The 13,185-nt window shown below is 46.4% G+C and carries 10 protein-coding genes; 5 read left to right on the top strand and 5 right to left on the bottom strand.

Translation table 11 applies throughout. From position 1 onward, the window contains the following. Positions 1-46: 46 nt before the first annotated feature. Positions 47-850, bottom strand: a complete 804-nt coding sequence (locus tag ACZ5PW_RS14190) for a hypothetical protein (protein WP_464554799.1) — start codon at positions 848-850, stop codon at positions 47-49. Positions 851-1,130: 280 nt separating this feature from the next. On the opposite strand from ACZ5PW_RS14190, the gene ACZ5PW_RS14185 reads away from it, so the two are divergent. Continuing rightward, on the top strand, positions 1,131-3,566 hold the full coding sequence (locus ACZ5PW_RS14185) for a methyl-accepting chemotaxis protein (protein ID WP_464554797.1): 2,436 nt from the start codon (positions 1,131-1,133) through the stop codon (positions 3,564-3,566). 132 nt (positions 3,567-3,698) lie between these two features. On the opposite strand, the gene ACZ5PW_RS14180 is transcribed toward ACZ5PW_RS14185, so the two are convergent. The 3 genes from ACZ5PW_RS14180 to ACZ5PW_RS14170 all read right to left on the bottom strand — a co-directional run bounded on the left by ACZ5PW_RS14180 (position 3,699) and on the right by ACZ5PW_RS14170 (position 7,256). Further along, complete coding sequence (locus ACZ5PW_RS14180; RefSeq protein WP_464554795.1) at positions 3,699-5,540, bottom strand: UbiD family decarboxylase; 1,842 nt, start codon at positions 5,538-5,540, stop codon at positions 3,699-3,701. A 312-nt stretch (positions 5,541-5,852) separates the two neighbouring features. Then, on the bottom strand, positions 5,853-6,230 hold the full coding sequence (locus ACZ5PW_RS14175; protein WP_464554793.1) for a PH domain-containing protein: 378 nt from the start codon (positions 6,228-6,230) through the stop codon (positions 5,853-5,855). Between the two features lie 99 nt (positions 6,231-6,329). Further along, complete coding sequence (locus ACZ5PW_RS14170) at positions 6,330-7,256, bottom strand: TIGR02285 family protein (RefSeq protein ID WP_464554791.1); 927 nt, start codon at positions 7,254-7,256, stop codon at positions 6,330-6,332. Positions 7,257-7,657: 401 nt separating this feature from the next. On the opposite strand from ACZ5PW_RS14170, the gene ACZ5PW_RS14165 reads away from it, so the two are divergent. The 4 genes from ACZ5PW_RS14165 (at position 7,658) to ACZ5PW_RS14150 (ending at position 11,775) form a co-directional block, all read left to right on the top strand. Continuing rightward, positions 7,658-8,047 (top strand): ferredoxin-thioredoxin reductase catalytic domain-containing protein, encoded by a 390-nt coding sequence (locus ACZ5PW_RS14165; RefSeq protein WP_464554788.1) that lies wholly within the window; start codon positions 7,658-7,660, stop codon positions 8,045-8,047. Between the two features lie 231 nt (positions 8,048-8,278). Beyond that, positions 8,279-9,172 (top strand): phosphatidylserine decarboxylase, encoded by an 894-nt coding sequence (locus ACZ5PW_RS14160; protein WP_464554786.1) that lies wholly within the window; start codon positions 8,279-8,281, stop codon positions 9,170-9,172. A gap of 193 nt (positions 9,173-9,365) precedes the next feature. Further along, entirely contained in the window at positions 9,366-9,929 is a 564-nt protein-coding gene (locus tag ACZ5PW_RS14155; protein WP_464554784.1) for an Hsp20/alpha crystallin family protein, read from the top strand. A gap of 490 nt (positions 9,930-10,419) precedes the next feature. Further along, positions 10,420-11,775: a dihydrolipoyl dehydrogenase family protein gene (locus tag ACZ5PW_RS14150; RefSeq protein WP_464554782.1), complete on the top strand. Its 1,356-nt coding sequence runs from the start codon at positions 10,420-10,422 to the stop codon at positions 11,773-11,775. Between the two features lie 243 nt (positions 11,776-12,018). Here ACZ5PW_RS14150 and ACZ5PW_RS14145 read toward each other — a convergent pair whose 3' ends face one another. Beyond that, positions 12,019-12,627, bottom strand: coding sequence for an RHS repeat-associated core domain-containing protein (locus ACZ5PW_RS14145; protein WP_464554779.1), 609 nt, complete (start codon positions 12,625-12,627; stop codon positions 12,019-12,021). Positions 12,628-13,185 lie beyond the last annotated feature (558 nt).

Here is a 13,185-nt window from a genome sequence, read left to right as displayed (position 1 = left end):
GCATTTCAGCATAAATTATAATTGTATGCAACGGTGATAATGTCGTTTACCAGCTGAGAGCAAAGAACCGTTTTTCATGTTCTGTCAATTGATGGCAGATTCTGCTGTCAGTTTTGTACAGGTTGTAGACCAAAATGTGGATTTTGATTTTGGATGGCTTTTCGCTTCCTCCGCGCATAGTAACCCTCCACTCATTTTCTTGATCGGTTTTTGCAAGGGATAAGAGGTTTGGATGCAGTGTTATTGTTTTCTGAACCTGTTCAATAACTTTTTTAATACATGATTCAGTCTTGTTGAAAATAATAATGGCTGCTTTGCATTCCGGGCATGAGTCTGATTTTAGGATGCAATCAATGCAGCTGTTCGTTATTTCCGCTGATTTCCATATCTCGCAGCGGCTGATGAAAACTTCACGGTTGTCAGCTTTAAGATGGAATCCAGTTCTACCGAGAGGCTGGAACAGTTTATCCGCGGTGTTTCCGGCGAAATTGATGTTAAGGTTGCAGACTATGATATTACGCAGTTCTTCGGTGCTGTGGATATTGAAGATGCCGGGGGTCATTTCAAACACATCACCTGTTTTGCGTATGACATCAAGGATGCTGAGAAAGTCTTCTTCACGAAGGGTGGCAGGGCGGTGGAGGATTTCCTTTTGAACTTCGGGGGGGGGATACAGAAATTTTTTCCTGATTGATACAGGGCGGACCAGTTGCTGATCGTAGAAAAGTGACGGATTTTTGCCGCTTTTTGCCAACAATTCGTTTTTCAGATTATCCCTTATCCTGTAGCTTTGCTTAATTAAGCTTAAACAACAGTTGGTTAGGTCTGTTTTCTTGGTGTGCCCCTTCATCTCCATTCTCCGGGCTTATGTTCAATCACTCTTGTGGTGTTATTTTATGCATAATTCATACCTGAGCGCATGGTAGACAGGCAGTTATGCATAACTGCAGCACTATTTCAGCTTTTGAATTATTGTTACAGTTTCATAATCTTTTTTTACTTGCTCAAAGGGTAACCATTATGGTTAAACTTGTACTGATTGTGAAAACTATAATGTGCTCCCGCGTCTTAATCCTACTTGCCCGGGTTTGGTTCTTGGCATGACGTAAGCACTTATTCAGGGGAGAAAAATGAAGAATCTGTCCATTTCAATCAAGCTTGCCCTAGGCTTTGGTGTTGTTATTGTAATGCTCCTTCTTTCCGGCGGAATTGCATATTACTCACTGTCTGAAAACTACAAGTCATTTACTGAGTATCGGGGACTCGCAAGAGACACGAATCTCATGGGAGGCGTACAGGCCAACCTGCTGATGGTGCGAATGAATGTTAAGGATTTTCTGATTACTGACAGTGAGAAGGATAAGCAGGAATTCGCTAAGTATATGGGTATAACCCGGGGGTTCATGACCGAAGCCTCGGAAGAAATAAAGAATCCCGAAAGAGCCGCGCTGGTGGCAGAGGCCGATAAACTCCTTGGCGAGTATGAAGGTAAATTCGTAGAAGTGGAGTCTATACAAGCTGAAAGGAATACTCAGGTTGCTATAATGGATAGAGTAGGCCCTTCCATGGAAAGCAAGCTTTCCGAGGTTATGCGTTCCGCTTTTGATGATGAAGACGTCACTGCAGCATATTATGCGGGAGCGGCTTTGCGCAGTCTGATGATAGGTCGTCTTTATGCGGGAAAATATCTGCAGAATAACAAGATGTCTGCTGTAGAAAGGTTTGAAGCTGAGTTCAAGGAACTTGAGAATCAAATGATAATTCTTGACCGTGAGGTGCAGAATTTTGGCAGGCGCGAACTGCTTGGAGAAGTTGCAGCACTGAAAAAAGAGTACAGTGCCGCATTTGGTAGTGCTGTTGATCTTATATCCAGACGTAACAATCTAGTGTCTCAGGGACTGGATAAAATAGGCCCCGCTATTGCTTCTGACCTGGAAAAGGCCAAGTTATCAGTGAAAAAGGATCAGGATATCCTAGGCCCGCAGGTGCAGCAGCAGAGCGAAGAGGCTCAGAGCACTGTAGGCCTTCTTTCTGTGGCTGCGGGTATCCTTGGTATTCTGGCCGGAATTTATATTAGCCGCAGTGTTTCAGTCCCCCTTTCCAGAGCAACGGATTTTGCCGATGCGGTTTCATCCGGAGATTTCGATCGCAGTATAGATATCGATCAGAAAGATGAGGTCGGTAGAATCTGCTCTGCCTTGAATAAAATCAAGGAAACGGTTTCAGGCGCGGCGGATGAAGTTGAAGGGATTGTCAGCCGGGTTGAACGCGGCGAAATGACTGCCAAGGGAGATGAGTCTCATTTCTCCGGCGGTTTTGCCAAACTGGTGGACGGGGTCAATACTCTTGTGAATGTTTATAGTGGTTTTCTCGATCAGCTTCCGGTTGGTGTAATGAGCCTTACTCCTGAGTTTAAGCCAGTGTACCTGAATGAGACCGCTAAAAAAGTCGGCGGAGTGGACGCTCTCAAGGATCGAAAATGTTTTGAAATATTCAATACCGACGACTGCAATACTGAAAATTGTGCTTCCAAGGTCAGTATGAAAAACAAGGCAAGTGCGGAATCCACCACTGTCTCAAGGACCGCGACAGGAGAATATCATATCAGTTATTCATCCTTGCCGCTCATGAGCAGAAGCGGTGAAGTCCTTGGAGCGGCGGAGATAATAATCGATCAGACGGAAATAAAGAAAGCTCAGGAAACCATGCTTGAGGTTGCCGGAAAAGCCAACGATATTGCTGACCGGGTTGCCTCGGCTTCTGAGGAGCTTGCCGCTCAGGTGGAGCAGGTAAGCAACGGTTCCGAGATTCAGCAGCAGCGGGTGAGTGAAACCGCAACCGCTATGGAAGAAATGAATTCAAGTGTTCTGGAGATTGCCAGAAACGCTTCTGAAGCACGGGAGCAGTCTGATAATTCCACGGAAAAAGCCGGGGAAGGTTCGGAACTGGTCAATAAAGTCGTTGATGCCATCAACAGGGTAAACAGTGTTGCCACAGATCTTCAGAATGACATGGAAAATCTCGGTGAACAGGCCAAGGCTATCGGCGGTGTCATGAATGTTATCACCGATATTGCCGACCAGACAAACCTGCTTGCTCTCAACGCCGCTATTGAGGCCGCAAGGGCCGGTGAAGCGGGACGCGGTTTTGCGGTGGTTGCGGACGAAGTCCGTAAACTTGCCGAGAAAACCATGGATGCAACAACCGAAGTAGGTAACAATATTAAAGGTATCCAGTCCGCCACTGATAAAAACCTGACCAACGTAACCAGTGCTGTTGGTTATGTTGGTCAGGCAACTGAACTTGCCAATAATTCGGGTGATGTTCTAAGGGAGATTGTGCGTCTTGCAACCGGTTCGTCCGAGCTGATCGGAGGAATCGCCACTGCCGCGGAAGAGCAGTCCGCAACAAGTGAGCAGATCAACCGCGCGGTGGATGAAGTCAACCGCATTGTGGCTGAAACAACTGACGGTATGGTGCAGTCCGCAACAGCGGTTCAGGAACTTGCCGAAATGGCACTGGATTTGAAAAGCGTGCTGAACAGCCTTAACACAAATAAGTCTTAATGGGCTGAGATATAGAATTAAAAAAAGTCCGGAACCATTGCATTTCTTAATACAATTGGTTCCGGACTTTTTTACTTTGCCTTGCGTACCGGGCTTTCTCAATGTTTTGCGAAGGCCGGTCTTCAGATGTTGCTAAATAATTCCGTGAAGAGGGCCGCCGGGGGCTCCGAGTCTATCGACTCTTTTTTCAACTTCAGGATCGGGGTCAAGCGGGGGGGCATGATGCGGTTTCAGCCTTGCGTCGATTATTATTGCTTTTTCTGCGCCCCAGTGCTTTGCGTGGGTAACAGTTCCTGCACCGTAGATATCTTTTGCCGGATCTGAGCGGGTGAAGGTTACCCACAGGAAATTATCCCAGTTTTTGGCAGTGAAATCAGCGTTATCAGCAACAACTATCAGCGGAAATCCTTCAATACCGTTAGCCCGTTGCAGGATTTTGCCCAGATTTTCCATCAGCGGATCCTGTTCCGTGCGGGCCAGTGTGTTTCTGGGGCCTTCAATTACCATGATGCCCGGTGCCATCATGCGCATATTCCGAAACCCGTCCGGAAGGTCCACACCGGATGGCAGTTCCCGGCACAATTCCCTTTTTTTGCTGCCTGCAGCAGCAAGTATCAGCTTGGAGCCTTCGTTTAGGCTGTTGCCGGAATAATCCAGCGTGTCGATAGTGGTGCGGGTTATGAAGTGCAGGTCGCGGGTCAGGTCCACTCTTTCAAGCAGGTGGTTGAAATATGCCGGTATGTTGTGGCAGTCCACAGCGGGCGGCAGGTCTTCCTTTGCCCCTATCAGTAAATATTTGGCCAGTGCGGTCTGGGTGTTGCCCAGCAGGGCCATTGCGTTGGTAAGCAGCTCCTGAGGCTGTCTTTCTCCCGCATAGGGGACGTAGCGCTCACTGCCGACCGCCAGCAGCAGAGGATGAACTCCGGCGGCATCCACCGCGTGCACTTCGTGAACCCCGGTAAAGACTGAGGGAACCAGTTCCGAAGTCATTTCGTGGATGAAATCACCGAACATTGTGTCTTCCTGCGGCGGGCGGCCCACTGTTGTGAACGGCCAGATCGCGTCGGTGCGGTGGTAGACTTTATCCACTTTCAGTGCCGGAAAATCATGAGAAAGGCTGTAGTATCCGATGTGGTCCCCGAAGGGGCCTTCCGGTTTCTGTTTATCTGTCATTGTCGCGCAGATGCAGAAATCGGCCTCAGCTGGCATGGGCAGTCCGTTTTTACGTGTGACCATCGGAATGCGGTGTCCGCCCAGTGCACCGCCGAAGAAAATCTCGGCAAGTCCTTCCGGCAGCGGCATTACCGCGGCAACGGCCATTGATGGAGCTCCTCCGACAAAAATATTGACTTTCAGTTCTTCGCCTTTTTTAAGGGCACGGGCGTGGTGGTCGCCGATCCCCCGGTGAATCTGGTAGTGCAGGCCGATCTCTTTGTCTTTAATGTACTCGTTGCCGGAAAGCTGAACCCTGTACATGCCGATGTTTGATCCCGCAAATCCGGGATTGTCCGGATTCTCCGAGTAAACCTGCGGCAGTGTGACGAAAGCTCCTCCGTCCATGGGCCATGAAACAAGTTGTGGAAGCTGGGAAAGAGTAGTCTCGTTCTCGGTAACCGGGCCGGATGCGACTTTGCGCGGCATTGTGTGGTAGGCCGTTACCGGGGCTTTGAGGTATTTCCAGGGACGCTTGAGGGCTTCCATGGGGCTGAGTTTGAGCTTCATCAGCCGTTCAACAGTTTCGATTGTGTCACGGAAAATGAAGTGCAGACGTTCACGGGTTCCGTAGATGTTGGCGGCCATGGGGAAGCTGCTGCCTTTCACGTTAGTGAAAAGCAGGGCGGGCCCGCCGGCCTGAAAGACTCTGCGCTGGATGGCTCCGGCTTCAATATAAGGGTCCACTTCCTGCTCAATGCGGACCAGATCATCACGCTCTTCAAGCGCGGCAATACATTCCTGTGTACTTTTGTATCCCATGATATTTCTATCCTTTAATGATCGGTTTCAGGACTCGCAGTGTAGGTGGAGAGTGGCAGAGAATCAAGCTTTTCCAATGCTTCAACATATATCTCCAAGCCCGGATAGAACTGAAGTTAATTCGCAGACTGGCGAAAGACATGGTCATTCAGAGCAGGATTACGGGAGTAGCAAATCAATGAAATGATGGTGAAATGAACAGGTGCCGCAAAAAGCACCGCAACGGCGGAATTGCTGTTGCGGTGTTTTTTAATAACCACACGGGGGTACATGATTCAGTGAAGATCATGAAAGGGGGCACGCCCGTTGTTTTTATTTTAAAATTTTATCAGCCAGCAGTTTCTGAATACCGACTACATCCGTTCCTTTTTTCAGTTCCTTGGAGACTGGGTCGTGTCTGCCGGAAATCCAGAGCTTCAACTCGGAATCCAGATCGAAGTGTCCGGCGGATTCCACTGAAAAGGTCGTTATCGATTTGTATGGTATGGAAAGATACTCGACTTTCTTTCCGGTAACGCCCTGTTTGTCGATGAGAATGAGTCTTCCACTGGTGAAGATGAACATATCGCGTATCAGCTTGAAAGCCATTTCCACCTTTTCACTGTCGGCGAGAATGGGGGACAGTTCTTCCTGAACATCCTGTACGTCCACTTCACTGGCATTGCCCATCAGTCCGTTGAATATTCCCATTTATAACTCCTTATTAAAATGTATGCGGGACTGGTCGTTTATAACCCCGAGGTTACAGCAGTGCGCGTTTTCTGTCGAGATTCAAGGGGCTGATGTTTTTTATTCGGTTTTATCCTTTATTTTTGAGCTGACTTCCGTTTTTCCGTTCATTGAAAAAGTCTGCGCGTTTTCTGACGAGAAAACTTCGGAAATATAACGGTCATGAATTGCAACGTTCTCCGGCCTCAGGTTGGATTGGTATCTACGTTTATATTCAGGGTCTATTCCATCACCGAGTATTTTGTTTATCTTTCTGATTATTTTTTTACCCCATTCATTTTTGGTGCACCCGATATAACTCAATATATATTTGGGAGTTTCACGCATGGGAATAAACTCGAAATTGTCTCCAATATTGCTATTGGACACTTGCCAGTTCAATTCGTGTGAGTGGCCTATAGTGAAGTCTACAGGGTGTTCAGCTTCAATTTTAACCAGCAGGCTTTTCAAAAGATCCTCTTTGAAATGAGTTATGATTCTGGGGGAGTTTTTATTCTGGTCAATTATACGGTCAACCATTCCTCCGTAACGCCGCCCATGGGAAATTCCCATGCGCAGCTTTGTCTTTTTGAACAGCTTTTCAATCGATACATAGCCTTCCTCATCCATGAAGGGGCTGATGAGGTTGATTTTGGATTTGAGTACAATCACTCCGGTTGCCAGATAGACCATGGTCGGTCTGCTGTACTCAATATATTTTTCCCGTTCGGGAGTTTTGAGCAGAGTAACACAGCAGCAATTGGTTGTTGCCAGTTGTTTCAGAATCCTGCCGTAGTTGGCGTGGTGGACCGTGTGTTTGTAACCTTTGAGCTTTTGTTTAAGTATTTCTTCAAGGTAGTTGTCGTGTCCCTTGTCCTTAAAGGTTCCGTGAATGATACTGGCCGGAGGGAACTCCGCGCGATACCAGGTTATGATATCCTTATCAGCCATAGCGCATACCGGCCAAAGCAGAATGAAAGCTGTGAATAAAATATGAATTCTTTTCATTGGTATATGCTCAATATAAGTGAAATTGTAATTATCTATAGTTTGCCAATACCATAAATAAAGGCTGCAATGATAGTATTAATAAATGTTTTTGTGATTAAGCATATAGATGATTCTCGGAGCGAGAAGATGAATTTTTACTGCTCACTTATTCGGTCACTGTTTTGGTGGGTTATGTAGACTTGAGTCGCAGATGAATCACTACCCAACCCATGAAATTTCATATACAAAAATAATGACCTATAAATAACAGGTAATGCATTTAAAGAGAGGGGGGCGCACTTTTACCTCTTTCAATCAGTTGCAATGAATGGTAAGTAACCGCTGCCTTGTTTAGCGCCTGCCCTTTTGCAGGATGTGGTGTTGATAAAGGTAAATTATTAATAATAAAGGTGAAAGCATTGTCCCAACCAAGCGAGAAGAGCTCGGCTCTCATCAGTAATTATGTCAAGAAGAACTGTGCACGTACCGGGTTGAACCTTCATCCTATGGAAGATGTGGCTAATGCCGTTACTACCGGCCTTGCCATGCATCTGGATGAGCTTAAACGTCCGCTGTGTCCCTGCCGGTTTTATCCTGACAAGAAGGAAGCGGTTAAGGAAAGAGAGTGGCTTTGTCCCTGCTCAGATATGAAAAACTACAAATACTGTCACTGTATGCTCTTTGTTAACAAAGAAGGCATGCCGGTGACCGAGCATCTCCCTTCAGACCATGACGGTCGCCAGACTTACGGTCTGGTCATCGATCCCTGCCCGGAAAAAGGACGCAGGGGACAGCACTTGCCCGAGTAGTATTTTGCTCATGCAGCTGATGTAGAAGAGGCGCAGATCGCATTGATCTGCGCCTCTACTGTTTAGTGGGGATAAATTATTCTCCTTTTATCCGCTTAAAGAGCGGGCATTCTTTTCGCTGCTGAACACCCTATTTGACAGGTAGTTACGGTTATTACCGGATGAAGTTGACCTGCTGCCGGACGGGGAGTAATACTGCTGCTTCCAATCGTAACCAATCAGGAAAAAATAATGCATGAATTATATTTTATAGATCGCAAAACAGGCGATAAGATTCGGGAGAAAGTTCCCGGTGAGAAATGGCTCAGGTGGCTGTATCACAATCCGGCAGGCAGGCTCGGCCTTGAGGCGCTGGTCAAAAAGAAGATTCTTTCTTCATGCTATGGATGGTTTATGGATTCCATGGAATCCAGAAAAAAAATCGGCCCCTTCATTGATGCGCTGGGCATTGATATGAGTGAAGCTGTGAGGCCCGTCCGTGACTACAACTCTTTCAATGATTTTTTCATCCGTGAACTGAGGCCTGAAGCACGGCCTGTGGATCTGCGCCGGGAAGCGGTTGTATCTCCGGCAGACGGAAGGGTGATGGCCTTTGAAGGCTTTAAAGGTCTGGATACTTTTTTCGCCAAGGGTCAGGAGTTCTCTTTGAGGGAATTTCTGCAAAACCAGATGCTCGCTGAAAAATACGAGGGCGGTACGTTAATGGTCATCCGGCTGGCTCCGGTGGATTATCACCGTTTCCATTTTCCGGCTGAAGGCCGCCCGACTCTTTCAAGATTGATCAATGGCTCTTATTATTCAGTATCCCCGCATGCAGTAAAGGACATGCTTAAGGTCTACTGGGAAAACAAGCGGGAGTATTGCGAATTGCGCACCGAGGTCGCGGGAGATATCCTGTTGTGTGAAGTCGGAGCTACAATGGTCGGTTCCATCAGGCAGGTGTATGATCCAGAACAGCGGGTCGGTAAGGGACAGCAGAAGGGCTGGTTCAAGTTCGGCGGTTCAACCGTTGTGATGCTTTTCGAGAAAGACAAAGTACGGGTGGATGAAGATATCATCCGAAATTCCATTTCCGGCTATGAAACATCGGTCAAGGTCGGAGAGAGGGTTGCTCTGGCTCTTTGATATAAAATCCGAGAATGTTGAATGAATAATTAAAAGGCGCGGACTTGGTTGTCCGCGTCTTTTTTTTATTTAACATGCTGTAATAATGATTTAAAAAAGTGCTACAAAATATGAATTAATACTATTGACTGTTTGCGATTGTGTTTTAAAAATATAGTAGAAACATTAACCTTAACCATTCAAGGAGGAAGCTATGACCGTTTCCAAGCTGAATCCCTGGAATTGGTTCAAGAGGGAAAGTGAACAGGAAAAGACCCTTCCGGTTAAGCAGACGGAACGGGGGGCAAATGGATACGCTTCTCCGCTTGACCAGTTTCACGCAGAAGTAGACCGCATGTTTGATTCGGTATTTTCCGGTTTCGGGCTGACCATGCCGGGAAAATTGATGGACGTGACTGATCCCAGATTCGACAAGGTGTCCATAAAGCCGAAAGTGGACGTTTATGGCACGGACAAGGAGTATGTCATCAAGGCCGATCTGCCGGGAATAGATGAAAGTGATCTTTCAGTTGAAGTGAAGGATGACATATTGATTCTTTCGGCAGAAAAGAAACATGAAGAAAAGACGGAGGATAAAGGCTACTACCGTGTTGAACGCTCTTACGGTTCTTTCCGTAGAATACTGAACATCCCCAAAGACGCTGATAAGGAGCACATCAGCGCCAAGCTTCAAAAAGGTGTCCTGCACATAACCATGCCCAGGAAAGAATCCGTGGAAAGCGGTTCCAAGAAAATCGCCATTGAAAGCTCTTCATAAGTTATTGTTGTAAATGGATAACCTGCTTCGACCCCGGTTTAGGCCGGGGTCTCTCTACGTGTGAAACGGAGGAAAAATGGTAAACAAATGCATCAATTGCGGTTGGTCTGGAAGATGGGAGGAACTTATCCATGAGACAATGTGCCCGAAATGCCGATGCTACACTGTCCCTTATGTGGATAGAAGTAATTCCGTTAAGACGAAAAGAGATGATATTTACGAATATATATTAAAAGATAATCCCCCTGGAAAAACTGCGCAGGCATAGCCTCAGCAGTCTGGAGTCTCTCGTTATTTTTAATGAGAGACTTTTTTATATTCTCGGCTCTCAGAAAATCAGGCTTAAAAATATAGTTTGAGATTTGACAACATTGAACTTGAGCTGTTCTTATGTGTATACTCAAAAGTCTGATCAATGAAATTTAAAATTATAAACTGATTTCAAATTCTAATTTTCGAAATACTTTAAACATTGAGCCGAGGAGTATGCATGCGAAACGAGAAATATGATGTAGTAATTATAGGTTCAGGGCCGGCAGGGGGAACTGTTGCCAGAAAATGCCGGAAGGCCGGGCTCAGTGTGGCTGTTGTCGAACGTGATGGCTGGGGCGGTGTCTGCCCGTTGAGAGGTTGTGAACCCAAAAAGGTTCTGGTCGACGCAGCCCATACGGTTTTCCGTTTCAGAGATATGTCGGGGCTGGGCCCGGTTGGAGAGGCCGGCATTGACTGGCCTTCGTTGATGAAATTCAAGAGATCTCTTATCGATCCCATTTCTCCGGCTGTTTTTAAATCTTATGAGAAGGCGGGGATCAAGACTGTTCCGGGTGAAGGTGCCATTACGGAGGACAGGAAAGTGGCCGTTGAGGGATATGGAGTAATTGAGGGCAGGGATATTGTTATTGCAACCGGAGCACGTCCGCGTAAACAGCCCGAGGATGATGCGGGGTTGGTTATTTACAGCGATCAGTTTCTGGAGCTGGATGAAATTCCCCAGTCAATAGCCTTTCTTGGTGGTGGATTCATATCAATTGAGTACGCATTTGTTGCCGCGGCTGCCGGGGCTGAAGTGTCTGTGATTCACCGCAGTGAAAGGATTTTACGTGGATTCAGCCTTAAGCTGAGCCAAACTCTTCTTGAGGCCATGAAGGAAGCAGGAATACGGGTTTACATGAATCACGGCATAACCAGTCTGGAATCATCCGGTAGCGGGGTGCGCATCAACACCCGTCATTCGGACACGGATAAAGAATCATCTTTCGAAGTTGATCTTGCTGTCAGCGCGATAGGAAGGGTTCCGAATATTGATGGAATAGGTCTGGAAGAAGCCGGAATCGAAATTGGCAAATCAGGGATCAGGGTTAATTCCAAAATGCAGTGCGTTAACAATCCCAACGTATATGCCATAGGTGATTGCGCGGAGCCTGATAAATCCCTTACACCGACAGCGGCCCTGCATGCAGAAGTTGCCGCAAATAATATAATCGGCAGCAAGTCCCATGAAAGCGACCTGACAGGGTCTGCCAGTGCGGTGTTCAGTCATCCGCCTCTTGCGGCGGTAGGGCTTTCCGTGGAGGAGGCCAGTGAAGATAAGCATATCATCCATTCCGGAGATGCATCCAAGTGGTCGGAGCATAAAAGGCTGGGCATCAAGCATGCCGGGTATGAAGTAATAGAAGACGCGGAAACCGGGAAGATCCTCGGAGCTCACTATCTCGGTCAGCATGCAGAGGAAATTATCAATCTTTTCGGAATGGCAATCCGGCATGGCTTGACCAGAAAAGAATTGCTCGCCCAGCCATGGGCGTATCCGTCATTCGGATATGCTCTGTGGTATATGCTTGATTAGGTTGGATTCTTAACCTTACCCTGAGCCGTCCTGAAATAGATTGACGGTTAATTGGTTTATCGCAGGGCTGTGGGGGTACCCCCACAGCCCTGTTCGTGCACTTGGTTTGGAGTCTTCATTTTCAAACTAAGATTAACACATACGAACTCAACTTCGCCAAATTTCCAACAACAAATGCGATCAAAATATCCATGATTTGCTCAACGGGCAGGTCAAAGTCAACCTGCCCGTTTCATTTAAATTTTAATGAACTCTTACTTTTACTTTGTTCTTCGTTTTCCTGACATTCCTGAAAAAATCTTTGTCCTTATCCCCAATATCAATGCACCCCTTAGAACCTTCAGTATCCCCTCCATGGATATAAAAACCATCTCTTCCATGCGTTTCTGTTCCATTGGACGGGCGAAGCGGAACTCGACCATGCCCCCAGTCTCCGCGCAACCTACGAGCCCAAAAGTTAACACCCTCGATCTCTGAAGCTTCCTTCGGATCAAACTCATATTCACCGCTGGGAGTCGGACCTTCATTCTTCTTGAGACCAAGACGATCCACAAAGTTAACTGGATCATCACTGCAATAGCCGTAGATATCTACGTCGCCCCCGGCGAAGCCAAGAGGATCAGGCTGAATAAACCTACCAACCAAAGAATCATATTCACGATACCCAAAATGCACCAGACCGGTATCACGATCATAGAGCCCAGCTGCAAAGCCAAGCACAAGATTAACCTGTTCATTAGTATCGACCATCAAGTTGCCGAACGAATCATATATAATCCGCTTTACCTCATTCCCTTTGTTATTTGCAACCAGATAAACAATGCCGACCTGATCAAAGGCGAAATAGTACATCTTTTTTTCCGCAAAACAAATTTCTCGGGATGAAACATAACATCTCCTTTCCTTCGTTCGGTGTTGTGACACAATCGCCCTAAACCCTGTGCTTAAGGGTTTTCCTGCGTCAGAGAGCATCGACAATATGAAATAGAGCGGACATAGTTTAGACAATTCAGGTCCGCCCTGGAAAAAAAAATCAACTTTTTTACTAAATGGGCAAGGATTTGGAAGATTATGTATTTGCTGCTGTTAAGATTCGTGAAATGATTGGTGGGTTGTAATCTTGCATTGAAGATCTGTTTCAGTTGGGACATCGGTTGGCGCAAAGGTTTGAATAATTTTTTTGTTGTCTGATGTCCGGTGGGGGAAGCATCAAATAACTGACTGATTAATTTGGAATATCTATTTAATTCATGCTGCCAAGCAGTTCTATATTAGATTTATAGAGCGGCTTGATATTGCGTTACTTTTTAATTATCTGAGATGTCCTCAGATAAGTTTAAGGTGAATTAAACACAAAATATGGAGTGAACACAGTTATTTATCCTGATAACAATTTTTATGTTAGATCAG

Source organism: Maridesulfovibrio salinus (assembly GCF_055394525.1).
Note: the sequence above shows the minus strand (reverse complement) of the source record. Positions and strands in the feature narration are given on the sequence as shown.